Consider the following 25,385-nt stretch of genomic DNA (forward strand, 5'->3'; position numbering starts at 1 on the left):
CATTGTTCCTGGATCTTTATGTTCGCCCAGGAAGCTGATGTGGTTGATAACCGTTGTTCAAATCCCTTAGAGCCAAAAAATCCATCCGGGTGCTTTAGTGCCATATCGATTTGCTCCAAACCAGAAGCGGTGAAAGTAAGCTTCATAAAATCCGTGTAACTGTGTTTTTAATCCGTTTTGCGTTAATCGTCATCGGCAGCAATAATACACATTTGTACTGTTATTTTTAATTAATCTAAATAAATGAAACACACCATAACCTTGTTAGCACTGCTTGGTATCACGCTAAACTTAAATGCACAAAGCCCCACAAGGGTGTCTGGAAAGATTTTAAGTCGTGATGGACAGCCTGCAGCAGGCATTACCGTTGTCATTGATGAGCATCACTTATTGTATACGCAGGAGAACGGAAAGTTTTTGGTTGAGCTTAAACCAGGTATACATACCCTGGAGACCAGCTTTCTTGGAGTAAAGGAGAACCACAGGAGTTTTACCGCGGTTGAAGGCCAAACGGTTTCGCTGGAGGATATCATTTTAAATGCAAGGGATTATCAGTTAAACGACGTTGTGGTAACTGGCCAATATGAGGCGCAAACACTTAAGCAAAGCGTGTATCAGGTACGTACGATTAACAGTGAGCGTATCCGCTTGAGAGCAGCGACCACCTTACAAGAGGTGCTGAGCACAGAATTGGGGGTGCGCATTGTAAACGACCTCACCTTAGGCACAGCGGATGTGCAACTACTTGGGATTAGCGGACAACGTGTGAAGATCTTATTGGATGGATTGCCGCTCTTAGACCGTGGCGACACGCGGGAAAGCCTTAGCCAGGTGGACATCAACACCATCGACCACATCGAGATCGTTGAAGGACCAATGTCCGTGATGTACGGCACCGATGCTTTAGGTGGTGTCATCAACCTGATCAGCAAAAAAGTGGCAACTGGCGACAACAGTCTGGCACTTGGATTCCGGCTACAGGAGGAAAGTGCCGGCGAGCAGTACAAAGGTTTCAGTGGAAAAGGCAGCCACAATCAAGCGGTTAACATCAAGTGGCAAAAAAGCGGCTTTTATGTGGCCACAGATTTATCCCGTAACAACTTCGGCGGTTGGGATGGCGGAAATGGAACAAACACCTGGCTGCCCAAAGATCAACTGCTGGGGAGCTTAAGCACCGGATACCAGAACGGGAAATTACAGGCCTGGTACCGGATCAATGCGGCCAACGAAGATATTTTCAGTGCGGGTATGCTCAACCCAAGCACCTCAGTTTCTAAAGATCAGAAATACATCACCCGCCGTTATTTGCACCAGATACAGGCGGACCTGAAAGCAAGTTCAAGGCTGAGCCTCAATTTGGCTGCTTCCTACACCGACTATAGTCGCCGCACGCAAACAACAGAATTCAACCACCTCACCGGCGAGCGGAGACTCACAGCCCTGGCATCCGAACAAGCCGAAGCCATTTTCGACAATACACTGCTTCGTGGTACCGCAGTTTATAAGTTATCACCGGCAATAGCTCTACAGCCAGGATTCGAAATCAACCTGACGGGCAGTTCCGGCGACCGGATACTCGGTACACCATCCATAAATGATTATGCCTTCTTTGTATCGTCGGAAATTGCATTAGGATCAAGGGTCAACATTCGACCCGGATTAAGGTTCATTTATAACTCGGTTTATGATGCACCGCCAGTAATTCCATCTATAAACGCGAAAATTGCACTTTCAGCGGCCATAGATCTGCGCATGGCCTATGCCCGGGGTTTCAGGTCGCCCGCTCTGCGGGAATTATACTTTAACTTTGTTGATGCAAGTCATTCCATCTACGGCAATGAAAACTTGGAGGCCGAATACTCCAACAGCTACAACGGTTCATTAACCTGGCAGCTGCTGAAAAGTCAACAGCTCAACCTTAAATCGGTAATTGGCGGCTTCTACAATCGCTTTCACAACTTCATTGGGACAGCCAACGTGGTAGATGATAGCCGGGGCAATGTAACCAGCTATTTAAATATCGAAGAATACAAAACGCTGGGGTTCACCTTGGAAAACACCGTTGCCTATAAAGATCTTCAAGCAACATTCGGTTTTTACTTTACCGGACGGTATAATCGTTTAAAGGACGAAGATGGCTCGCTTCCGGAATTTAGCTGGACCCCTGAATTCAACAGCAACATCAGCTACAACATCAAGTCCTGGAACACCAGCATCAGCCTTTTCTATAAACTAACGGGCAGAAGACCCAACTATGAGTACGTTCCTGCAACAACGGACATCAGGAGGGCTTTCACCGGGGCATACAACACAGCAGACCTGACTCTAAACAAAAACTTGCAAAAAGGTCTGAGCCTCACGGGCGGGCTACGCAACCTGTTCAACGTAACGCAGATTAACAACACGTCGCTTGACACCGGTGGCGCGCACAGCACCGGCGGGAGTGTTCCAGTCGGGTATGGAAGATCATTCTTCCTCGGTCTTAACTATCAATTTCTAAAATAAATAACCATTTAAAACCAAAATCAATAAAATGAAAAAATTACTATCTATTATTTGTTCGACAATCATTTTGCTTACCGCCTGTAAGAAAAGCGACCCGCCGTTGGTTGATAATACGGTAAACTTTCAAGCTGATAAACAAGGTTTCTCGGCTGAAGATGCGAGCTCAGAAATCAAGCTCAACCTGAGCCGTAGTTCAGATGCTGCTGTACCGCTGAAGATCAGTCTTCAAAGCAATGGATTGACCTATGGAACTGAATTCACCACTGAACCTGCAGCAAACAACGGCTCCATCGATTTGCTCATCCCTGCAGGAAGTAGTTCAGCAAGCATCAAAGTGATTAAAGCCGCGAATATACTCCTAAGCGGCACCGAGTCAGTTGAATTCAAAATCGCTTCCGCAAGCAGCCCGCTTATAGTCGGCTCAACGAGTCAGCTGCAGTTAAGCTTCTCCTCCATTGTATCCACAGGTGCGCAGTTGACGCTTGAGGGTGGCAACGGTGGCTCCTCCGCGGTGAACACAGTTTATGTGGACCTTAGTGCGAACAAGCAAACAAGCGTAGCTCGCGACAGTTGGGATCTTGGTTTTGCTAGCGGCACTGCGTACCGGGTAATTCTGAACAACAGCCTTGCAGCATCGGTGCTTCCAACCAGTAAAACGGATATCAATACGGTAACCGCAGCCGATGTAGATGCCAGCAAGCTTGTTTTAGGCTTCGGACAAGGATCGTTCGACATCATTGATGATGTAAATGGAGACTTAAGTAAAACAGCAATTGCAGAAATCTCGGCAAACGATGCGGATAACAAAGTATATGTGCTAAACCGTGCAGGCGGTGCTGGTAGCGTTTTGCCGGCTGCGGAATTGATGAAAATTCGAATCCTGCGCAATGGCAGCAATGGTTATACGCTGCAGTACGCAAAGCTGAATGAAACCACGTTCAAAACCCTTACCATAGCTAAAGATGATCAATACAACTTCAGGTACATCTCCTTTGCCAAAGGTGCAGTTGAAGTGGAGCCAGCCAAAGCTAACTGGGACATTCAGTGGGGCTACAGCATCTATTATACTGGAAACATCCCCTATGCCTTTTCTGACCTCGTGTTCAGTAATCACCTGGCCGGAACTGAAGTGGCAGAGGTCCTGACCAGTACAGTTGGCTATGATGCCTATGGCGAAAGTCATATCGCATCAACGACCTTCACCAATAGCCGTAACACCATATCATCCAACTGGAGGGTGACCAGCGGAGGCAGTGTGGGCGTAAAAACCGATCGTTTTTATGTGCTGAAAGATGCGGCAGGTAATGTCTACAAACTCAAGTTCATAAGCTTTGGACCCGATGGCGGAACACGCGGCTATCCGGTGTTAAGCTACGCCTTAGTTAAAAAAGCCTGATTGCTGCAAGTCCAATAAATGTATCTACTAATTATAAAATCATCATGAACTTAAAACGATTAACTCTGATTCTACTGCTTACAGGCTTGAGTCCAGCCATAAGCCGAGTAAGTGCTCAAACACCTGCAAAACAAAGAATTGTCTCCATTAACGGGACCGTCAGCGAGATATTGGCTGGTATCGGACTGGAGGAGCATATTGTTGGTGTCGATGTGACCAGTACCTACCCTGCCAGCCTAAAAAACAAACCTAAGATCGGTCATAACCGCAACCTTTCTGCTGAAGGTATTCTGGCTTTGCAGCCAGATGTGGTCACTGGATTAGCCAGCGACCTCAAACCCGAACTTGCCTCGCAGCTGAAGAGTGCGGGTGTGAAACTGATACTATTCAACCAGGAGCTTACACCTGCAGGCACCAAGAAACTGATCCGTGAAGTATCAAATGCTTTTGGAAACAAGGCCAAGGGCGAAGTGCTCGTGAAGAAGCTCGACCAGGATTTAGCTGCAGCAGCAAGGATCAGCAATGCAGCAGCAAAGCCGAAGGTGCTCTTCATCTATGCCCGCGGAACGGGAACAATGATGGTTGCCGGTCAGCACACACCCTTAGAGAAAATGATCCAGCTTGCAGGTGGACAGAATGCGGTTAAAGGCTTCAGCGATTTCAAACCTTTAACCCCGGAGTCTCTGGTACAGGCCAATCCGGATGTCATACTATTGTTCAGCAGCGGCATGCAAAGTTTGGGCGGCCCGTCAGGCTTACTCGACGTACAAGGGATTAACCAAACCAAAGCTGGTAAAGCCAAACGTTTTGTCACCATGGACGGAGAACTATTAACGGGCTTTGGGCCCAGATTAGGATTAGCAATTGCCGAGCTGGCACAAAAACTAAGATCGTAGTGCTAAAGAATTATAGTATCATTTTAACCATGCTGTTTGTGCTGCTGCTGAGCGTCATGTTGATCTCGGCATGTTTAGGGGCTGTACAGATCCGCCTTCCGGAGTTAGGTTCAATCATTGCGGCACAGTTGGGTTTTCAAACCGGACCAGGCTTTCAGCCGCAGCAGGAAGCCGTATTATTTGCGATACGCTTTCCGAGGGTATTGCTTGGTGTGCTGGTGGGTGCAGGATTAGGCATCTCCGGCGCATCGTTACAGGGACTATTCCGGAATCCGCTTGCAGATTCCGGTTTAATCGGCATTGCCTCTGGTGCCTCCCTCTTTGCTGTGATGATGATCGTCTTAGAGGCAACCATATTCATTCAACTGCAAGATGTTTTAGGCTATTACGCCCTTTCCATCGCCGCTTTTTTTGGTGCCTGCATCACGACGTTTGTCGTCTACAGAATATCTGTGCAGCAAGGTAAGTCTGACATCACCACGCTGTTACTTGGGGGCATCGCCATAAATGCACTTTCCGGCGCTTTGATCGGATTGATGACTTACATGGCTACAGATGAACAATTGCGGAACATTACTTTCTGGAACTTGGGAAGCCTGGGTGGCGCGAGTTGGAAATCCGTTACAACCTTGCTCCCCTTTATTGGTGTTCCAGTCTTGCTCTTACCCATGCTGGGCAAATCTTTAAATGCATTTGCGTTGGGTGAATCACAAGCAAGACACATGGGTGTAAACACCGCGCTGATCAAACGCTTGGTTATCGTGCTTGCCACCATGGCAGTTGGTGCTTCCGTGGCGGTGTCCGGCATCATTGGCTTTGTGGGGCTGATCATACCGCACATCATACGTATGGCATTTGGTTCAGATCACAGGCTGTTGCTACCCGCATCTGCAATACTCGGCGCGGCAGTACTTACCCTCGCGGATTTGGTCAGCCGCACAATTGTGGCTCCGGCAGAGCTGCCCCTCGGCATTGTTACCGCATTACTTGGTTCACCCATGTTCATTTACATCATCGTAAACCAGAAAAGGAGGACACAACTATGATCAGGGTAAAAAATGTGGGCTACAAAGCAGGCAAAAAAATGCTGCTGGATAACATTAGTTTCGAAGTGCGGCAAGGTGAGTTGCTCGCCATCATTGGCGCAAATGGCGCCGGCAAAAGCACTTTAATGAAGTTGTTAAGCGGCGATCAGCCGGCTCATACTGGTGAGATCTGGTTCAATGAAAGCAAGATCCAAAGCTTGACAACCGCTTCACTGGCAACACGGCGTGCCGTACTTAGTCAGCAAAATACCTTATCCGTGTCGTTCTCGGTTGAAGAGCTTGTACTCATGGGTCGGTATCCACACTTTCAGGTGAAACCAGGCGATCAGGATCTCGACATTGTAGCAGCCGTGATGCAAGAGACAGGTGTGAGTCACCTTGCCACCCGGGACTACACCAGCCTATCCGGTGGCGAACAGCAGCGGGTGCAACTTGCAAGGGTACTTGCGCAGATCTATGATATACAGGGCGCATACCTGTTCCTGGATGAGCCAACCAATGGACTTGATCTTCTATATCAGGAACAAATCCTAAGTGTTGCCCGTAGGATGGCAGATAAAGGTTACGGAGTGGTGGCTATCCTGCACGACATCAATTTCGCTTCCCGGTATTCCGACCGGGTACTCATCTTGAAGACCGGGAAAATGCTGGCCATCGGCCCGGCTAAGGATGTAATCAATGTGCAGAACATAAAGGAAGCATTTCAAATACAAATGCAGCTACTAAGCCCTGAGGGATGCAAATCCCCATTTGTGGTACCTGAGGGTATATTTTTAATTTAAAATCAAAAACAATGGAAAATACAATCACATCAATCAAAGAACAATGGGCAGCATTTAAAACACAGCACCCAAAAGTAAGAATACGTGATGCAGCGAAATCAATGGGTTTAACAGAAGCACAGTTGATCAACACCGGGATTGATGACAATGTTGTGCGGCTAAAAGACCAATTCAAGGAAATCCTGAAAGAAGTAGTTTCACTAGGCTATGTTATGGCACTTACACGAAACGATTACTGCGTTCATGAGCGTAAAGGGGTTTATCAAAAAGTTGGATTCAATGGCCATGTAGGTCTGATTGTTACGCCTGACATTGATTTAAGGCTTTTTATGAATAATTGGCAATTTGGATTTTCCGTGAACGAAAACGAACGATTAAGTCTGCAGTTTTTTGACCAACATGGCGATGCCGTTCATAAAATCTACCTTGTAGAACAAAGTAATGTTGAAGCCTATCATACATTGGTCAACAAGTTCAAGGCGGAACAACAAGCGTCTGATCTTGAAATTGAAGGATTAAGAAATGAAGTATTAGAAACCGACAACCATGAACTGGACCTTAAGGCATTTCGGGAAGACTGGATCAATCTTAAGGATACACATGAATTTCATGGCATGCTGCGGAAACATAAACTTTCGCGCACCAGAGCTTTGCAGCTTGCACCTGATGGCTACGCCGAGCAAATCAATGTAGACACCGTTAAACAGCTATTGCAAAAAGCGTCAGTGCAGCAGACGGAGATCATGGTATTTACGGGCAGTCCTGGATGCATTCAGATTCACACTGGCCAAGTAAACAAACTTGTGGAGACTGGACCATGGTTTAATGTTTTAGATCCGGAATTTAATATGCATCTAAAGCTTGACGGCATAGCTAGTGCCTGGTTGGTCAAAAAGCCTACAATCGACGGCTTAGTGCACAGCATCGAAGTGTTCGATGCAAAAGGCAACACCATCGTTCAGTTTTTTGGTAAACGAAAACCCGGACTTCCTGAAAGCGAAGCCTGGCGCAGTATCTTACTTAATTGACGTCATGTTGTCTGCGTTAGCACGCTTGATCCTGCTACCTTTTACAGGCAAAATAGTTTAAGCATAATTATGTGGAAAAAAGAGGTCAGCCATATGACCTCTTTTTTTAAGTATGTGGTTAGCAAAAGCTTAAAAAAGCAACAAATTTTGTAGTTTTTTAGATCTCTTCGATACTAATTAGAAGAATTTAAAATTTGAACATGGAAGGCACTTTGGAAACCAAATTCCTCGAGCACATCAACGAAAATATCGGGATCGCCCACAAGGTATGTAACATCCATTTCCAAGATGCCGAGGAAAGAGCCGATGTACTGCAGGAAATGTTTTATCAACTCTAGAAGAGCTATCCGGGCTTTCGTCAACAGTCAAATTTTTTCACCTGGATGTATACGGTGTGTTTGAATACGGCAATGACCATTCTGATGATTATGAAGAACAACGCAACCTGCTTCATAAACTTATAGAACGCCTGTCCCCCCTAAACAAGTCCATCATTCTGCTCTATATGGAAGGTTTCAAATACAATGAAATTTCAGCGATCACCGTAATTGCAAAGACTAATATCAGTGTCCGCCTCGTGAGGATTAAATACGAGCTTTAAAATGTGAACCTAAAGGCATTAGCATGCAGTACTTCTGGGCTGTGATGGTATTGCAGATTACTCAGCACACAGGCATATCAAAATGTCGCTACACCCTTGAGCAACTACATTCGTGAGCAGCACAGGCTGTTGCTGAAACACCATCAATTCAAGAAAAGATATGAATTCCTGCTGATAACCTGCAGTGTGGTCATCCTGACCTGGGTAATCCTAAGAATTTACTTCCCTGACGGGGTTATGGATCATCCAATCCTTGCAGCATCTATATTCTTCCCATCACTTGCAGTGTGCTTAATCGTTTCGCGTAAGGATGACCAAAAGCATTTTCATGCGCCCTTGAGAAACCTGGAAAATATAATTGCTGATCTAAATAGTTGATGAGTATCATTTATTCATTTAGATGCTTCATTTAAGATAAAAACTGTAAATTAAAGTATTAAGATCAAGAATTTAACAAAATATTAATAAAGTCACCAACTGAACAATCATTTTGTTCCCCAAATTGCAAGAATAAAGCACCTAAACTAGCTACATAAAACCTAATTAAACTTAAAACCTATGAGCATCATCAAAGTAAAAGACGGCACTGAAATTTATTACAAAGACTGGGGAACGGGCCAACCAATTGTGTTTCATCATGGATGGCCATTATCAGCAGACGACTGGGATAACCAGCTGATGTTTTTCCTCCAAAAGGGCTATCGCGTGATCGCCCACGATCGCCGTGGTCATGGTCGTTCCGGACAAAGTGGAACCGGCAATGACATGGACACCTACGCGGCTGATGTGGCTGAACTAACCGCGGCACTGGATTTAAAAGATGCGATACACATCGGCCACTCTACCGGAGGCGGTGAAGTCATCCGGTACGTTGCGAAACATGGTAAGGAGCGGGTCGCAAAAGCCGTCCTGATTAGTGCTGTCACACCGATAATGATTCAGCATGATGAAAACCCTGACGGGGTGCCGATCACCGTGTTTGATGAAATCCGCCAGGGCACAGGTTTTAACCGGGCAGCATTCTTTTACGATTTCCCAGTTGCATTTTATGGATGGAACCGCGAAGGCCAGGAAGTTAATGAGGGTATAAAACATAATTGGTGGCGGCAAGGCATGATGGGTTCGGTTTTGGCACACTATGAAGGGATCAAAGCCTTTTCGGAATCCGATTTTAGAGAAGACCTGAAAAGCGTAGAGATCCCAGTACTGGTGTTACACGGTGAAGATGATCAGATCGTACCTTCCAATCAGGCACCTAAAGCAGCGGCACTGCTCAGGAATTCGAAATTAATCACCTATCCTGGCTTTCCTCATGGAATGCCTACCACAGAAGCAGACACCATCAACAACGACATCTTAGCATTCATCCAGGACTGAAGCTAGAATTGATTCAAGAGAAAAGAGGTCAACCCTATTGACCTCTTTTCTCTTGAATCAATTTGGTTAAGCCTGCAGGTACGCTGCCTTAAATGTTTTGGCAAATTCTTCCAGCTTGATCTGCCCCCTTACTTCCCCGCCCTTATCGAAAAAGTCCCTGGTGATGATCCCTGCACGAACACCTTGTCCCATTTCGGTGATCAATCCTACCAGTTCTGATGGCAGGCCTGCAGACTGCATACCCTGTTTAAGCTGTTCGTCCGGGATGTTTGTCCAGGTCAATTCCGGTTTGCCTATCGCCCGACCAAATTTCGCCGCAAGCTCATTTCCAGTAGCAATGTCACTTACTATATATTTCAGTTCGAAGCCATTTCCCCTGACCTGTAATGCTTCCGCAATGGCTTCGGCAAGATCTTCAGGATGCGTAAGCGCCAATGGAACATCGCCACCATAATTGTTCCCGAAAATGTTCCGGCTCTTGATTAATGGAATATCCCGCAAGAAGTTAAGATAGAAAAATCCTGATCTTAAAACCGTGACATTCACGCCCTCCAATTCCTTCAGTATTTGCTCAACCCGGTGGACCCCCTGCACCGGACCCGTTCCTTCAGGAGCATCGGCCCCAACACTGCTGAGCATTACGACCCGCGGTACACCTGTAGCTTTTATGGCCTTTGCATAAGCCTGACCCGCATCTGCGATGTTCTCGATCATGTTGCTGGCACCCATTGCAGGCGGCATCATGGTGTACACTGCATCAGCTCCTGTAAAAGCTTCAGTTAGGAATGCTGCATCGCTGATCAAACCAAGGGCTGCTTTGGCACCTAATGCTTCAATTTCTGGCTGGCGATCTGCCTTAGTGCTGATCACGGTAACTTCGTGACCAGCTGCGATAAGTTTTTTTACTAAGGGTTTGGCTATGTTACCTAATGATCCTGTTGTTGTAATTTTCATGGTTTTATTTTTTTGGTTGATAATTAATTTAGTACTGGGTAGTCGGTGTAGCCTACTTCTCCGGGTGTGTAGAGCGTGTTGTATTTCGGCTCATTTAAGATTTCGTTTTTTTGTATGCGCGCAATGAAGTCGGGATTAGCCAAGAAGCTGCGTCCAAATGCGATCAGGTCTGCGGATCCATCCTGCAGTTTGGCTTCTGCGGTTTCAGCAGTGAATCCATTGCAATAAATGATGGTATTGTCAAAAGCATGGCGTATTGCCTGATGTGTTCTTTCCGGTATAGCTGGATTATTCGAGATGTGCAGGTAAATGATGCCGAGGCTGTTTAGCCTGTCAGCAAGCTGCAGGTAAGTTTCGTGTACCTCATACGCCTCATAGGCTGGCATACCATTAGATGTTAAGAAAGGGGAAATGCGAACACCAACCTTAACCGCGCCAATGGCTTCTGCAATCTGTTCTGCGATCTCCAATGTTAAACGGCTACGCTTTCCAATGGAACCTCCATAAGTGTCGTTACGGTTATTCACATGCGGGTTTAGCGATTGTTCCAACAGGTAACCATGCGCAGCATGCAATTCTACGCCGTCAAAACCCGCGGCAATAGCATGCACGGCAGCATTTACGTGATCCCGGATCACACCTGCAATTCCTTCCGCATCAAGTGCAAGCGGATACGAATACTCCTGCAAGCCACTGTCCGTATAGATCTCGCCGGCAGCTTTGACGGCTGACATGCCGATCACCTGCAGGCCATCCGGCAGGTTGGATACATGAGCAACCCTGCCGGTATGCATGAGTTGAAGAAAGATCCTGGATCCACTTTCATGTACCGCGTTGGTCACGGCTTTCCAGGCTTCCACCTGCTCCGCGGAGAAGATTCCAGGAATACGGGGATAACCTAAGCCCTCAGGACTCGGCGAGGTCCCCTCAGTAATGATCAGCCCGGCACCTGAACGTTGTTTGTAGTAGGTGGCCATGAGCTCGTTAGGCAGATTGCCCGATGCGCGGCTCCGGGTCATGGGTGCCATTACAATTCGATTTTTCAACTGTAATCCGCCTTTCTCGTAAGGCATGAATAACTTTTTCATTTTGCTATGTTTTAAATTACATAGCAAATCTGCCACTATTCAGGAGCTGAAAATAGCGCAATAAGACTTAAAATTAGTCGTATCCGACGATCGGCTTTTCATGCTTGTCTGGAATATCGTTTTGGATTAAGGCCGTAATGCCTTACAAAAACGCGACTAAAGTGGCTGAGGTTGGAAAAGCCCAGTTCATACCCAACTTCAGCAACAGAACGCCGGCCTTGTTTTAGCTGGAAAGCCGCTTCTTCCATTCGTGCCTGCTGATAGTAATTATAGATTGTGTCTCCGAAGGTCTGCTTAAACAACAGTTTCATTTTGGTCTCGCTCATGGCTGCGATTTGCGCCAATTCACTTAACACCGGGGGCACACTCAGATCGCTGAGCAGCTCATTACGGATATGAAGCAATTTTTCTGCATCTACGCTGTTGATGCTTTGGTGTACGCTACTTTCACGCGAGGCAAGTTGATGGAAAAGCAGGTACAATAATTCCTGCACTTTTATCTGCATGTAAAACGTGCTCAGGTTCTGGTCCATATCAATCGCTGCAATATGCTTGAGCAACAGCTTACATGCGGCATTCATACTTTCAAAAAAGAGAAAAGAATTGCCAGGACCCGTTATGGTCCTTAAAACAGAATTAGAGTCATTTGTGGCCAGCAAAGCCTTTAGATAATTAGGAGAAAGAGCCACTACGACATAATGAACATGATGGTTTGCAGGAAAACGGATGGTCGAACTCAAGTCGTTTGAAGTGACCTGGATGGCAGACTCATTGCGTTCGGAGAAAAGTACCAGGGGATCATCATTAAAAGCAATGCCGAGTGCCTGTTCGTTGCTGTAGAAAAAAATAGTGATCAGTTCATTACCCATTCCGGAGGTGTTACGCTTAATGATCAGGTCCTCCTGAAGCGTATAGCGGTGCAGGGTGATCTTAAACTCCGGATTAAAGCTTAGCCTGCGTATATACCCCTCGCCGAGCTTTTCAGGCATGATCAGCAGGTCATCATAAAGGGGCACTTCAATATGCCTTGCAAATTGCGTCAGAAAATCGAAACCGGGTGTAGCGGAGAAGCTGAACAACATGCCTGCTAAAATCGCGATTTAAACTTAAATTCTGCATATTACTCCAAATCTAGTAATGCGAGATAAGGATCTCCATCCAGGCCAAGCAATAATGCAAAAGCCGGTTCCGTTTTTAGACCCTGACGTTTCAGTTCAAGTACTTGCTCACGGAAATCCGCTCCATTCTCCTTCAGCAGTTTATGCTCGATCATCATGTGGCGATATGCAAGTTGCTGACGAGTAGGAAGCCCTTGACCAAAAATTTCAATTTTCAAATCGGCTATCCTAAAGCTTGCCACAAGCGCATAATCCTTTGATTTACGGGATGCACGAATGCTAAAGCTTTGCTGGTCTCCAAAGCAAGAGGTCACTGTATTTAGAAAGCTTTCCTCACGCTCAAAGCAGCAGCAGATATCAATGTCGCTGTCAGGCAGATCTATTCCAATGGGAATTGTTCCAACAACAACCGGATCAAAGGCAGTAAGCTTATCGAATAGACCATTGCTTAACAGTACTTCGTGCACCCGCCGCTGTTTCGCCGTTCCGTCTTTCAGGTATTCAATTCCTTCAAAGTTCATTTCTAAATCTTGCTTTCAAATTCACAGCCAAAACCATCTACCACTGTTGTGCTGCTAACTTGGTTGGTGCTTGCCCAAAAAGCTTTTTAAATGCAAAAGAAAAATGCGACAGATTTTCAAATCCAACCTCAAGATAGACCTCTGAAGGACGTTGATTTTTCTTCGAGATTAAGTAGTGGGCTTGTTCCAGGCGCTTGTGCTGCAACCATTTCTCCGGTGTAGTTCCGAATATTCTGGTGAAATCCCGTTTAAATGTCGAAAGACTACGTCCGGTGAGCTTGGCAAAGGAGGAGACCGGAATATTGAATTTGTAGTTATGGTTCATGTAGGCCTCCAGGTCAATCTTATGTGGTTCCTGGAAATCAAACAGGAAATTGTTCAGGATACCACCCGTTTGAAGCAGCAGCTCAATAGCTTCAGAAGTCTTTAGTTCGGCAAGCTTAGCGCTGAGCTTTCCCGGATGATCAATGTAGGGAGTTAAGGAGTTAAAAAAGGCTTTTAAAAACACATTTCCAGACAGGTTGATCATGGGTAAACCTTGATAAGCATCTTGTTTGAAAATATGATGCTCCCTGGCGTATTCATGTAGCGCTTTCTGGTCAAGAAAAAGGCTAATTAACGCAATTGGGTCCCCATTTTCGCCCAGCGTTTTCATTTTTCTAAACAGATGATTTCTCCGCATCAAACATATACCACCTGCTTTCATTACAAATGTCCCTTCATTGGTATAATACTGTGCGTCCCCCGACAGCATTATCCCTAAGGCATGCTCGGGGAAGTAATGTTCCGTACTCATAATATTCTGATCGCTACAGGAATACACAATGTTATGCTGAAGATTGATGAAATTTTCCAATTTTCTTAGTTAAATTGAATGGTCGAATGAACTTAGTAAAATATCCTGAATAAAACCTTGCTCGTACCCTTGAAAACATGCAGGAAAGGGATCAAGATCGGTTGCTTCATTTTATTACTTTGTCTGGCTCATGATCAATCGATCAAACACCCTGTCAGACAAAATGCTTCGTAAAAACAATAAGGGTTTTGCCATATTACCGCCAGCATATCGGGTTCTCGGTTTGCTTACTTCAATCGCTTTTTTAATCAGTCTTGCAATCACGATGGGCTCCGCGTTATTGGCTTCTGTCCGTCTGAAGCTTTTTTCTGCGCCTTTTGCCATGTCTTTATAGGCAGCGTTTCCCGAGACACGAACCAGGTTATCTATAGCAATGTCGCCCCATTCTGATTTTACACCACCCGGTTCGATAACGATTACGTCTATACCGAATGGCTTTACTTCCATCCGGAGGGAGTCACTTAATCCCTCAATAGCAAATTTGCTGGCATGATACCAACCACCCAAAGGCAAGGCAATCTTACCACCTACTGAGGAGATGTTTATGATCTTGCCGTATCTGTTTTGCCGCATTTTTGGTAAAACCAATTGTGTCAAATGCATGGCACCAAACACATTTACCTCCATCTGGTATTTTGCATCTTGTTTGCTTACTTCTTCAATGGCACCTTCGGAACCGAAGCCTGCATTGTTTACCAGGATGTCAATTGTGCCGGCCTCCTGGAAGATCTGTTCAACACAAGCCTCCACACTTTTGTCTTCTGTAACATCTAATGCAATGGGTTTAATGCCGTATGCTTTAAGCTCTGCCAATTTCTCAACCCTGCGGGCAGCACCATAAACATTATAGCCGTTTTCTGCTAAGTAAATTGCGGTTGCTCTACCAATTCCGGCCGAAGCACCTGTGATTAAAACTGTCTTTTTCATCTTTGCGAATTTTGTATTACAAAGCTATCCCGTTCACAGTTGCTGTGTTTTGTTGAAAGGACCAAATTCTTTTGTTGAAAGGCTTAATGCTTATAACGAGCAGATTTGGTCGAGCATATTGAAGCGCAAAGAATGGATTAATATCGTTTGAAGATAAGCCTTTAGGAAGGTTTAAACCGATTATTATCTACCTTTAGGTTAAACAAACAGCAATATGAAAATTACATGTATTGTCACAATCCTCGCGCTGCTATCATTAGCTTCAAAAGCGCAAACGCAGGGAATAAACAAAAACTATAATGCACAATTGGCTAAGGCGCTGAATGCAGATGATTATGGGATGAAGAAATATGTACTCGTTATCCTAAAAACCGGGAGCAAATCAGACCTGCCGAAAGCAACCAGGGACAGCATTTTCCGAGGCCATATGGCAAATATCAACCGGTTGGCTGATGCCGGCAAATTGATCGTTGCTGGCCCGCTGGACAAAAATGCGCTAAGCTATAGGGGTATTTTCATATTTGATGTAGAAGATATCGAACAAGCTAAGGCACTGGTCGAAACAGACCCTGTAATAAAAAGCAACCTGATGGCTGCTGAATATCTCAGCTGGTACGGCTCAGCCGCACTGAAAGAAACCCTGAAAATCCATAGTACCATTGAGAAAGTAAAGCCTTAACCGTAGCTAAGGGACGGCGCGACGATGGCAAGGATTCAGATGAAACAATATCGCTTGAAGATGAGCCTTCAGGTGTCAGTTCCGGTTGAACGATCGCCTGAATGCTAAAGGTGAAACATCGGTTTTCGCCTTAAACAGTTTGTTAAACGATTGCGGATGCCCGAAGCCTAAGGCATAAGCAACTTCACTAACCGACAAGGTTGTGGTTGATAGCTTTTCTTTAGCTTTCTCGATGACCTTATCCTGGATAAATTGTTGCGTATTCTGTCCGGTCAATGAACGAAGCAAGTCGCTTAAGTAACTTGGGGAAATATTTAGTCGTTCAGACAGGTAATGTACTGTTGGAATGCCGGATTTCAGCGTTTGCTCCGTATCAAAATACTCGTTTAGAACATCTTCAAGTTTTAGTAGCAAAGTGTGGTTCACCACTTTTCTGGTAATAAACTGCCGTTTGTAGAAACGGTTTGCATAATTAAGCAATAACTCGATTTCGGATATGATCACATCCTGGCTAAAGTCATCTATCCTGCTATTCAATTCAACTTCAATATTCTTGAAAATGGAGAGGATTATTTCGCGTTCAGTATCTGAAAGATGTAAGCCTTCATTGGCCGAGTAGGAGAAAAAGCCATATTGCCTGATCTTTTTTGCCAGGGGATAGTTCCATAGGAAGTCGGGGTGGATTAACAAGGTGTACCTGGAACATACCTCCCCATCACTGCTGCTATCATGACCAATAATCTGGTTTGGCGCGGCAAACAATAATCCACCTTCATTGAAATCATAGTACGCCTGCCCATATTTAAGTTTACCGCTGAGGCTCGGCTTGTAAGAAATTTTGTAAAACTTCAATACGTGGGTCCGGGGCAACTTTGAAGTAACCACTTGACTGCTCGCAGCATCTATCAGACTGATGAGTGGATGGGCAGGTGCCGGTAAACCAGCCATAGCGTGTATATCAGAGAGTGAATCCATTCCAGCTGACACTTCTTTTTTCATGATACATTAATTTAGTTCGATGTTACACCCATACATACGATATTCCTGAAATTGTATTAGGCCGTACAATGAAGATCCGTCGATTAAAATTAACAAATTGAACTGGCTAATGCATTCCATCAGCCAGCACAATCAGGTTTTTACCGGAAGATTATCTTGTGCTACCTTGGGCCTTTGCAGAAACTGAATCCCATTCCTCCCATATTGCTATCCTTTCTGCATAGGCTTTACGTACGGCTGGCAGATTATGACTACCCAAATTGAAGCGCAAAGGTGGATTTTCGGAATCCACAACAGCAAAGATTGCTTCCGGTGTTGCATTAGGATCACCCCTTTCTGCTTGAACAAGTCCCTTAAAGAACTCTTCCTTAAAGGCCTTATAGACATCCATGCCTCCAGCAAATTGTAAAGATTCCTGGCTGCCGAATTCCGTTGCATAAGCACCCGGTTCAATGATAGTGACTTTAATGCCGAAAGCTTGCACCTCGGCCGCAAGACTCTCATGAATCGCTTCGAAAGCCCACTTAGAAGAGCAATAATAACCAATTACGGGTACGGTTACATGGCCGAGATTACTCGATGTCCCAAGGATATGTCCCCCACCCTGCTTGCGCATTAAAGGAAGTGCGGCTTGGATCACTGATACAGGTCCAAGAATGTTCGTTTCATATAAGTTCCTGATGTCATCTGCAGTCGCTTCTTCTATCGTGCCAATCAATGAATAGCCGGCATTATTAAGCACGATGTCCAACCTACCAAAATGTGCATGCGCTTGCTCTACCGCAGCTTCAACCTGTTCCTTATTGGTTACGTCGAGCGCTAAAGTTAGGACACTGTCTCCGTATTTTTCTTTCAGATGCGCAATGCTTTCTACCCGGCGTGCTGTCGCTGCTACTTTGTCACCGCGCTCGAGTGCCGCCTCAGTCCAAACTTTTCCGAATCCCCGGGAACTGCCGGTGATGAACCAAACTTTTGTTTTGCTTGAATTAAAATCTTGTTGTGCCATGGTTTTTGTTTTTTGTTACACCACAAACTTCGATAAACCATGCCTCGCGAATGTTGCTCAATCGGGGACATTTGTAGCCGGATGAAGAAAATCCTTTTTTGTCATTTGAACATTGGTCCAATCATCCTTCGCCCATTTACTTTTCTAGGTTTTAGAATTTGGATTTACACAGTGGGGCTCAGCGAGGAGCATTATATATCACCTTGGTACCAGGCGAACACTTGTTACCGGTGGGCTCAACTTACTATATCTCATTTAGTGTTTTGCGGCTCCTCCACAAAGCGGTGCTCCAAGCATTCACATCAAATTATGTTTAATAGCGTACAATACAAGGCCTATCCTGCTCTTGGCATTCAACTTTTCCAGTAGATTGTCCCGGTAACTATCAACGGTTCTTGGGCTGACACACATGATGTCCGCAATCTCTTTATATGTTCGATCAGTGCACAAGTGGCGTAAGAATTGCCGTTCGCGTTCACTTAGATCACCTTTAATCTTTTGGCCATACTGAAGGTCTCCCATTTTGTTAATGGAACTTATCAACCTACTACTAACCATATCATTGAAATAGTATCCCTTCGTAATAACAGCATTGAGCGCCTGCTTCAATTCCTCGGGTCGACAGTTTTTTAACAAGTAACCCTTTGCACCACATTTCAGCATTCGAATTATAGCAAGTTCATCATCCATTACAGTCAGTGCGATAACCTTAAGGTCTGGATGGTGAATTTTAAGCCAGTTTGCAGTACTGTAACCATCCATTTCAGGCATTGTTATGTCCATCAGAATGATGTCTGGTAATCCCTCTTTATTTAGATTATCAATTAACTGCTTGCCATTGTCTGACTCGAAAAGCACTTTGTAATTCGGAAAGGAGTTGATTAGTGATGCTAATCCTTCCCGAACCAAGATATGGTCATCAACTAAGGCAATGGTGTACATGTTGCTGAATTTAGAAACAATTGAACAATTTAAAATAGTTTGAAAGCGATTTCGGTGCCACTACCAGGGCTACTTATGACTTTAACTTCAGTATTGATCATAGATGCACGTTTATGTAGGTTCTGATGGCCAATTCCACTTGTGTGATTTACGCAGGTGTCAAATCCCTTTCCATTGTCACCGATTACGATGGTAAAACAATCCTCATTTTTCGACAATTGAACATATACATGATTTGCCTCAGCATGCTTAATAATATTGTTTAGTACTTCCTGCGCCATTCTATAGAGGATTATTGTTTTTTCCGCATTTGGCTCTCGAAATCCAGCATCGACCTGCATATCTACACTAAACTTTCCTGACTTCTCCAAATGCTGAAGTTCAACTTCTAAAGCTTCCTTTAACCCGACCTTTAATATTTGTTCCGGATTCAGGATTTTACTTAGCGTCCTCAGATCGTTGATGGCCTTCTCAACTAGGTTTGTTGTTGAATTAAGCCGATCTACATCGGGGGATTTCAAGAGGTTTAAATTAAGGGCAACTAAACTTAAGATTTGACCAATGTTATCGTGTATTTCATGACTGATGTTTCGTAACGTTTGTTCCTGTATTTCTAGTTGTGACTTTAACAGTTCCTCGGCAAACTGTATTTTCATCAGTTCCTGCTCTCGTTCCAATAACCGTTTCCTTTTTATAAAAGTTAGAAAGATTAATAAAGCAAATACAACAAGTACCACAATGATCAAGATTGCAAGCACAATGGCTACAACGATATCTCTTTGGGATTTTTCCATAGTAGAAATGACACACACAAGCAGGAGTAAAGAATTGGGCTTAAAATTCTTGGTATGATATGATACAGGTATAAGTTTAAAATTCTTAATTCGTTCTCTTTAATATAGCCATGAAGGGAAAAGCAGATCGACACCGCACTATAGAAAATGAGTAAGCCGGAAGCCATCCATAAGCCGCTATCCCAAGCCTTCATTTGCACTACATCACTCGATGTAATATATTGATAAAAAAAGGTACAAGAGAAATAAACCTGCATCAATCCTCCCGATGCAATCAGGTAATAAAAATAAGAATATTCAGCATCGTCGTTGAAGTGCCCAAGGATGCAAATCAAACAGTAGATTGTTGCTAAGCAAATGAATACTCTTCGTTGCTTTTTGCTGGTTGTGTAGTTATAAAATATGAAGGTATAAAAGCAATGTGTTAGTGGATTTAGAATGGAGTAAAGCAAAACCGTATTGCTTGCATACCAGGCAAAGATTTCGCCCAAGATCAGAATCACTAAAAAAGGAATAAAATAAACCATAAAACTATTCTTAAGCCTTGGATAGCTAATTAAAGCTATCGCAAGGCTTAAGAATTCGAAACAGATATGGATCATTTCTAGGATCATGGTTTAAGGCTGCCAAGATTGTAGGCCGGTAAAGGCTTAGCTGTATTTGGAAACAATGCTGGCTTATTGTTTTTATAAGCTCTAAGTATTACGGTTAGTCTTGGCTTTGCTATTAAGCTATCTCGCTGAGCGTTGTTCAAATGGGTTCTTGCCGTTGGATGGTCCATAGCTTCTTTCGTGTAGACACCAAAACAGACCCGAATTTCTGCACCTTGATCTAAAGCCCTCACATTGTAAAGCCAGTTTGTTAAAGAGTCACCCTCAAACGATACAGCCCATGTGTACGCTTTTTCTAGAACCTTTAAGTCAGCGTTTGTAGGTTTACGATATAGTCTTTGGAAACCGTTCATACATAACCTTGCGAATAACGTATCTACTGGACGACTTAGAAAATCTTTCGTCAACTTATCACCTCCTTCAAAGAGTCTATGCCACTTGATTGAATCGGCCTGGAGAATAGAATCAGTCGTCGCAAGAGCAAGGTCTTGTTGATCGTCTTTGCTTGTGCAACTGAAGAAAATACAGCTGGCTAAGAACAGTACTAAAGCTGTCCAATTTTTTGGCTTTGTTTTCATATTTTTTTGTTTAATGGTTGGTTGTTATTAAAGATAATCAACCCACCAGACATAATTGCGACTACACAGAAAATTATATGTATAAAAAGTTAAAAATCAGTGTTTTAACGGCACGACCACCGTCAAAACACTGATTCAAGATTCCGTTGTTAGACCCCCATGGCTCCCCTTACTCCAAGGTAATTTTGGTCTGAATCAAATGCATGATTCACTAAACCATCAATTATGAAAACAAAACGATTATCGGCCCGGCCTCCAATGGTTGTCCTTGCCAGTTTTTTAATGTCACTTACCTTATCCGTAAGGGCTCAAAATGAACCTGGAGCTTATCCGAAGAACTCTATCAAAATCAACCTTTCGTCGCTAGCACTAAAGAATTACAATTTCACCTATGAACGTTCGATAGCACGAAAAATCACGGTGGTTGGTGGGTATCGCTTTATGCCGACGTCTAATTTGGGGGAACTTTCAGCAGTGAGCAAAGTTTTGGATAAAATCGATGATAGTGATATTGCTGATGATTTAAACAGCATTTCTGCTTCCAATAAAACCTACACCGGGGAAATAAGATTCTATAAAGGTAAACGCGATGGCAATGTAGGGCTTTATACAGCCCTATATGCCAGATACGCCAAGTTCAATCTTGATTATGATTATGACTATTCAACCAATTCCAGAACCTATAATATTCCGCTTCGAAGTGAGGTAAAAGGTTTCGGGGGCGGCATCATGTTCGGTGCGCAATGGCGAATTGCTAAAAGGCTGAACTTCGACTGGTACATCATCGGTGCCCACTGCGGTTCTTTGAAAGGGACGATTAATGGTGCTACAGATTTAAGTTCAATGACCAACGAGGAACGCGCAAACTTGAAAGATGATCTAGAGAGCGACCTTTCCATTGGCGATAAAAGTCTGGTAGAAGTAGATGTTCAGACAAATGGTGTCAAAGGTAAACCTTCTGCCCCTTTTCTCGGGGTCCGCGGGCTAGGGTTCAATCTCGGATTTACATTTTAATTCCCATAATAGCAGTCTTGAGCTTCTCACACAATCCTAGAATATTATTCAACTATTAAAAATCTTTCCTTCTCAAAAAATACAATCATGAAAAATATATTGATTTTACTACTAGCCCTTAGCATGCTATGTGGCTGTAAAAAAGATGGCAAAACACCAGGCGTTCCGGAAGAACCTGTTGTAAATGATACTTTAGCGGTAAACTACTATAAACCATCTGTTACAACGGAAACCGATGTGCCACAGTTTACAATCAAGAATAATAAGGTGCAGTTTACAGCACTCGGTTCAAACGAGAACGGCCGTTATAAAAAGATTAACCAAATCTATATTTCAGATGCTGATAGTAAAACGGAATGGGTTAGTCTATTGAATGGTCTAAATCAACCGGAGTTCTTTTATGCTGTAAATACCGATACAAAAGAAAAGCTGCCTGAGCTCTACTGGATGGAACATAAAGACGGCGGCACGGTAATACTTAGGTACTACAAGTATGATTGGACTAACAGGCTTGGTACGCTGGTTTATGAAGCAGATGTAGATGTAAACAATGAAGTCCGGGTTTTATTCGACAACACCGTTAACGCATCAGCCCCAAATACAACATCGTCGATACGATCTTCTAGAGGCGCTGGAACTGCTGTGCGTTCGAGCGAAAAATCTGCTTTTTCTCCGAAGTCCTTTCCAAGTCCGGTACTGGCATTTGAAAGGTTCAGCAGCACAGATGATGATACGTCCGTTGACGTCGATATCAATGATTTTATGGCCGAATTAAAAAAGTTAAAGGAGCAAGGCATAAAAGCATCATGTAGAGTAAGTTCGCTCCTGAATACCGCAGATCGTGGGCTTGTTTGCAAATTAGCCGACGTGCTGGACCGGTACGTCAATGCGCAATTGTTTAACGAAGTGGCCCGGCTCGATGAACAGCAGCGAAGCAGTGATTTATTCGACTTCCAGGGCGATGATAATGACTATACTGTACAAAGTTTTGTCAATTTCGAAGGTCTATCCAATCTTGGCGAAAGGCATTTCAATTCCATCAGGTCGGCTATTCCTGATATTGGATCATTCAGAGATTGGTTCACATCATTGTTAGCGACCTCTAATGCAACCGTTGATGATCTGGATGATTTAAGTGATTCAAATGGCGTAATTCAGGTTGGATTGAGCTGGGATACCGACCAGACTGATATTGACTTGCATGTAACAGATCCAAGTGGTGAAGAAATATTCTTTAGCCATCCAAATTCCGCATCTGGTGGGTATCTTGATCGGGACGACACAGACGGCTTTGGACCAGAGAACATCTATTGGATCAGTGATATTCCAGACGGCACCTATAAAGTTCATGTGGTTTACTATGGACCTTCAACTGGCCCAGCTACCAATTACACAATCAAAGTGATCAATGGATTAGGTGTTTCAAGGAACTTTACTGGAAGCTTAAGCTTTGATATTCGGAATGCCGTTCCTGTTACGTCATTCACCAAACGTGGCAATCAGCTTACATTCAATTAGTCTGGGCTTATAAGATTTTTATTCCTTAAGCTTACAGCTGCAAAAATTATAAGAACTGTCTCAATGATCATTATTACTCAATGTATGATCGTTGAGATAGTATTTTAAGTCTTTTTAGCTATTCCCAAGGCCATCCAGAAAAGAAGAGTTCTAAAACTTTGAGCCAGATTAATGTTTAGAAAATACAAACACTATTATCGACACATTTATCATAGAAGAAGAGTAATTACAAAATTGCGATCAGTCCAATGTATGCCTATGAATAACTGCAAAAAAAAAAGCAGCCCATCTGGACTGCTTTCAAAAACTGGGGTGGAATATGGGGCTCGAACCCACGACCCTCGGTACCACAAACCGATGCTCTAACCAACTGAGCTAAAACCACCATGTTTTACGATGACAAAAGTACGATTAATAATATTCGAAGCAAATTTATTTAAACTTTCTACCTTAACTTTCTGATAACCCTATCAACATCAAACAATTAAATTTCAGCCATAGGGTGGAAAGACCTACTGTTGTCTACGGATTTTATGTACGATTTGACGCGCCTAGCGAATATAAGAGGGAAAATGATGGAGATCGACCCACAACTTCCAGCTTCAAGTTTAGCATCTTAGTGCGTTTTTTTCGCATGCATTTATTTCAATCAATTTAATCCCTAGTAGAGAGTTTAATCTCGACTGGGGATTATTCTTTAACGGCAATTTTAGCACGAAGACCGATTAGCTCCTGAGTGTTGTTATCAACGTCATACATATACTCATAATTTTCTGGTTTCCTGTTCCCTGACAGGTGAATTTCAAAGACAAATTCATTACCGTCTTTATTTAGAAAAGTAGCTTCACCAATGTTAAACTCATGGTTTTCTATAATAACGTACTTTTTTCCTTCATCAGCAGTTGCATCCGAGGATATTAAACTTTGGTGTTTCATAGCTACAAAATTAAGGATTAACCAAGTTCTTTACTATGTAATTTTTTATTACTATAATCTCTACTAAGTATTATATAAAACACTTATCACTGATATCGGAAATACCGAATCGGATGGACGATGCGGGGATCGGGTTTTTATTATTTAAAATTTTAAGTATTCCGTAGTAGATCAGTTGAATATTTAAATTTTTGAGCCCCCAGTAAAGCTTAATGATCAGAAGCTTGTCTTGCAGCTCATTTTGCTTTTTGGGTACATAATCATATAATCTATAATTAGTTCCGCCATGCGCCACTTCATTCCTGATTCTGAAACAATAAGTCAACAATTCCTGGATTTTTTTTGCATCGGCCTTGCTTTCTGCAACAATAACCGACGATACCAATTTCATGATTTCTGTAGAGGTATTATTATCATAGAAACTCTCCAGGGTAAACATCAGGTCAAGAAAATTATCAATTGTAATATAATCTGAACGAACGCCCTTCAGAAACCGGTAAAAAGACCAGATATTTTTATGCCAGACTTTGGCGATTTGAGGCAAAACGGTTGTTAACGCCGGCAGCCTATCTTCTTCGATCAATAAAGGATAGGAAAAAATATCGGAGTGTTCGTCCATAATGTATTCGCCATTGCCGGAAAACGATAATAATCCGCTCGATTGAGGTTTGAAAGACTCGTGCGAGTTATTATGCGTAGGGTACGTAATGTGAAGCCCTAGCAGGAAAAAAGAACAAATATCGCTGACTAGTGAAATCATTTTACGTCTCATATCTTCAAAATCCATGTCCCAGTTCATCATTTTTTCGATGTCTGTTTCTTCCGAAGTTTTGAGATTCTCTGTATAAGAATAATTACCTTGAAACTCAACTGTGATCACCGCCAGTCCTTTGGCAAGCCTTAAGTTTCCTCTGTGAATGATATGTTCAAAATCTTTGAACGGCCCAATTTCCTGTATCACAAGCGCATTGGCTTCATGCGTATTGCTCATTGGAGCCGACGTAAACGGATGGATTACAATTGAGATACGTTCAATTAGCGATGCAAATGTTTGATCATAGCTATGCTGTGTGTCAAACTTGACCTTCTTTTCGTAATAATCAGGTTGGCTTAAAAAAATCTTACAGTCATTGATAATATCGAACTCTAACTTTGAAGTTCTGCTTCTCATCGACGTTGGTAAAAACCATCGGAAAATATGTTTTTGCATAAT

The 25,385-nt window shown here is 43.5% G+C and carries 26 protein-coding genes and 1 tRNA gene; 13 read left to right on the top strand and 14 right to left on the bottom strand.

What is annotated here, in order from left to right:
- Positions 1 to 243: 243 nt before the first annotated feature.
- The 10 genes from ACTHQF_RS08995 to ACTHQF_RS09040 all read left to right on the top strand — a co-directional run bounded on the left by ACTHQF_RS08995 (position 244) and on the right by ACTHQF_RS09040 (position 9,631).
- Positions 244 to 2,505 (top strand): TonB-dependent receptor, encoded by a 2,262-nt coding sequence (locus tag ACTHQF_RS08995; protein ID WP_440429807.1) that lies wholly within the window; start codon positions 244 to 246, stop codon positions 2,503 to 2,505.
- A gap of 28 nt (positions 2,506 to 2,533) precedes the next feature.
- Entirely contained in the window at positions 2,534 to 3,901 is a 1,368-nt protein-coding gene (locus ACTHQF_RS09000) for an HmuY family protein (protein WP_440429808.1), read from the top strand.
- Positions 3,902 to 3,945: 44 nt separating this feature from the next.
- Complete coding sequence (locus tag ACTHQF_RS09005; RefSeq protein WP_440429809.1) at positions 3,946 to 4,797, top strand: heme/hemin ABC transporter substrate-binding protein; 852 nt, start codon at positions 3,946 to 3,948, stop codon at positions 4,795 to 4,797.
- Positions 4,797 to 5,843, top strand: a complete 1,047-nt coding sequence (locus ACTHQF_RS09010; RefSeq protein WP_440429810.1) for a FecCD family ABC transporter permease — start codon at positions 4,797 to 4,799, stop codon at positions 5,841 to 5,843. Before ACTHQF_RS09005 ends, ACTHQF_RS09010 begins: the two co-directional genes overlap by 1 nt.
- The gene (locus ACTHQF_RS09015; protein WP_440429811.1) at positions 5,840 to 6,625 is read left to right on the top strand and encodes a heme ABC transporter ATP-binding protein; all 786 of its coding nucleotides are present in this window, start codon (positions 5,840 to 5,842) and stop codon (positions 6,623 to 6,625) included. The genes ACTHQF_RS09010 and ACTHQF_RS09015 overlap by 4 nt, the downstream gene beginning before the upstream one ends.
- An 11-nt stretch (positions 6,626 to 6,636) precedes the next feature.
- Positions 6,637 to 7,653, top strand: a complete 1,017-nt coding sequence (locus ACTHQF_RS09020) for a hemin-degrading factor (RefSeq protein ID WP_440429812.1) — start codon at positions 6,637 to 6,639, stop codon at positions 7,651 to 7,653.
- Positions 7,654 to 7,853: 200 nt separating this feature from the next.
- A complete protein-coding gene (locus ACTHQF_RS09025) occupies positions 7,854 to 7,991 on the top strand; it encodes a hypothetical protein (protein ID WP_440429813.1) in 138 nt (45 codons plus the stop codon).
- Between the two features lie 56 nt (positions 7,992 to 8,047).
- Positions 8,048 to 8,254, top strand: a complete 207-nt coding sequence (locus tag ACTHQF_RS09030; RefSeq protein ID WP_440429815.1) for a sigma factor-like helix-turn-helix DNA-binding protein — start codon at positions 8,048 to 8,050, stop codon at positions 8,252 to 8,254.
- A 96-nt stretch (positions 8,255 to 8,350) separates the two neighbouring features.
- Positions 8,351 to 8,632: a hypothetical protein gene (locus ACTHQF_RS09035; protein ID WP_440429816.1), complete on the top strand. Its 282-nt coding sequence runs from the start codon at positions 8,351 to 8,353 to the stop codon at positions 8,630 to 8,632.
- A gap of 180 nt (positions 8,633 to 8,812) precedes the next feature.
- A complete protein-coding gene (locus ACTHQF_RS09040) occupies positions 8,813 to 9,631 on the top strand; it encodes an alpha/beta fold hydrolase (protein ID WP_440429818.1) in 819 nt (272 codons plus the stop codon).
- A gap of 66 nt (positions 9,632 to 9,697) precedes the next feature.
- Here ACTHQF_RS09040 and ACTHQF_RS09045 read toward each other — a convergent pair whose 3' ends face one another.
- From ACTHQF_RS09045 to ACTHQF_RS09070, 6 genes are all read right to left on the bottom strand, one after another.
- The gene (locus ACTHQF_RS09045) at positions 9,698 to 10,585 is read right to left on the bottom strand and encodes an NmrA family NAD(P)-binding protein (RefSeq protein WP_440429820.1); all 888 of its coding nucleotides are present in this window, start codon (positions 10,583 to 10,585) and stop codon (positions 9,698 to 9,700) included.
- A 23-nt stretch (positions 10,586 to 10,608) separates the two neighbouring features.
- Entirely contained in the window at positions 10,609 to 11,673 is a 1,065-nt protein-coding gene (locus ACTHQF_RS09050; protein ID WP_440429821.1) for an alkene reductase, read from the bottom strand.
- 98 nt (positions 11,674 to 11,771) lie between these two features.
- The gene (locus ACTHQF_RS09055) at positions 11,772 to 12,755 is read right to left on the bottom strand and encodes a helix-turn-helix domain-containing protein (protein WP_440429823.1); all 984 of its coding nucleotides are present in this window, start codon (positions 12,753 to 12,755) and stop codon (positions 11,772 to 11,774) included.
- Positions 12,756 to 12,793: 38 nt separating this feature from the next.
- The gene (locus tag ACTHQF_RS09060) at positions 12,794 to 13,312 is read right to left on the bottom strand and encodes a DUF4269 domain-containing protein (protein ID WP_440429824.1); all 519 of its coding nucleotides are present in this window, start codon (positions 13,310 to 13,312) and stop codon (positions 12,794 to 12,796) included.
- A 37-nt stretch (positions 13,313 to 13,349) separates the two neighbouring features.
- On the bottom strand, positions 13,350 to 14,168 hold the full coding sequence (locus ACTHQF_RS09065; protein ID WP_440429825.1) for a helix-turn-helix domain-containing protein: 819 nt from the start codon (positions 14,166 to 14,168) through the stop codon (positions 13,350 to 13,352).
- Between the two features lie 114 nt (positions 14,169 to 14,282).
- Positions 14,283 to 15,095: an oxidoreductase gene (locus ACTHQF_RS09070; protein ID WP_440429827.1), complete on the bottom strand. Its 813-nt coding sequence runs from the start codon at positions 15,093 to 15,095 to the stop codon at positions 14,283 to 14,285.
- A gap of 214 nt (positions 15,096 to 15,309) precedes the next feature.
- Here ACTHQF_RS09070 and ACTHQF_RS09075 point away from each other — a divergent pair, with 214 nt between their 5' ends.
- Entirely contained in the window at positions 15,310 to 15,774 is a 465-nt protein-coding gene (locus ACTHQF_RS09075; RefSeq protein WP_440429829.1) for a YciI family protein, read from the top strand.
- Positions 15,775 to 15,849: 75 nt separating this feature from the next.
- Here the strand turns inward: ACTHQF_RS09075 and ACTHQF_RS09080 are convergent, their stop codons facing one another.
- From ACTHQF_RS09080 to ACTHQF_RS09100, 5 genes are all read right to left on the bottom strand, one after another.
- Positions 15,850 to 16,773, bottom strand: coding sequence for a helix-turn-helix domain-containing protein (locus ACTHQF_RS09080; RefSeq protein ID WP_440429830.1), 924 nt, complete (start codon positions 16,771 to 16,773; stop codon positions 15,850 to 15,852).
- 151 nt (positions 16,774 to 16,924) lie between these two features.
- A complete protein-coding gene (locus ACTHQF_RS09085) occupies positions 16,925 to 17,779 on the bottom strand; it encodes an SDR family NAD(P)-dependent oxidoreductase (protein ID WP_440429831.1) in 855 nt (284 codons plus the stop codon).
- A 297-nt stretch (positions 17,780 to 18,076) separates the two neighbouring features.
- A complete protein-coding gene (locus ACTHQF_RS09090; protein ID WP_440429832.1) occupies positions 18,077 to 18,721 on the bottom strand; it encodes a response regulator in 645 nt (214 codons plus the stop codon).
- Positions 18,722 to 18,750: 29 nt separating this feature from the next.
- Positions 18,751 to 19,515, bottom strand: a complete 765-nt coding sequence (locus tag ACTHQF_RS09095; RefSeq protein ID WP_440429833.1) for a sensor histidine kinase — start codon at positions 19,513 to 19,515, stop codon at positions 18,751 to 18,753.
- Between the two features lie 610 nt (positions 19,516 to 20,125).
- Entirely contained in the window at positions 20,126 to 20,704 is a 579-nt protein-coding gene (locus tag ACTHQF_RS09100; RefSeq protein WP_440429834.1) for a hypothetical protein, read from the bottom strand.
- Positions 20,705 to 20,929: 225 nt separating this feature from the next.
- On the opposite strand from ACTHQF_RS09100, the gene ACTHQF_RS09105 reads away from it, so the two are divergent.
- Together ACTHQF_RS09105 and ACTHQF_RS09110 are read left to right on the top strand one after the other, a co-directional pair.
- Positions 20,930 to 21,718, top strand: coding sequence for a DUF3575 domain-containing protein (locus ACTHQF_RS09105; protein ID WP_440429835.1), 789 nt, complete (start codon positions 20,930 to 20,932; stop codon positions 21,716 to 21,718).
- 87 nt (positions 21,719 to 21,805) lie between these two features.
- A complete protein-coding gene (locus ACTHQF_RS09110) occupies positions 21,806 to 23,236 on the top strand; it encodes a YfaP family protein (protein WP_440429836.1) in 1,431 nt (476 codons plus the stop codon).
- Between the two features lie 308 nt (positions 23,237 to 23,544).
- Here ACTHQF_RS09110 and ACTHQF_RS09115 read toward each other — a convergent pair.
- The 3 genes from ACTHQF_RS09115 to ACTHQF_RS09125 form a co-directional block, all read right to left on the bottom strand.
- Positions 23,545 to 23,621 (bottom strand) — tRNA-His (locus ACTHQF_RS09115).
- Positions 23,622 to 23,926: 305 nt separating this feature from the next.
- Positions 23,927 to 24,172, bottom strand: coding sequence for a hypothetical protein (locus ACTHQF_RS09120; protein ID WP_440429837.1), 246 nt, complete (start codon positions 24,170 to 24,172; stop codon positions 23,927 to 23,929).
- A gap of 70 nt (positions 24,173 to 24,242) precedes the next feature.
- A complete protein-coding gene (locus ACTHQF_RS09125; protein ID WP_440429838.1) occupies positions 24,243 to 25,382 on the bottom strand; it encodes a hypothetical protein in 1,140 nt (379 codons plus the stop codon).
- Positions 25,383 to 25,385: the final 3 nt, after the last annotated feature.

Source organism: Pedobacter sp. SAFR-022 (assembly GCF_051965375.1).
Taxonomy (GTDB): Bacteria; Bacteroidota; Bacteroidia; order Sphingobacteriales; family Sphingobacteriaceae; genus Pedobacter.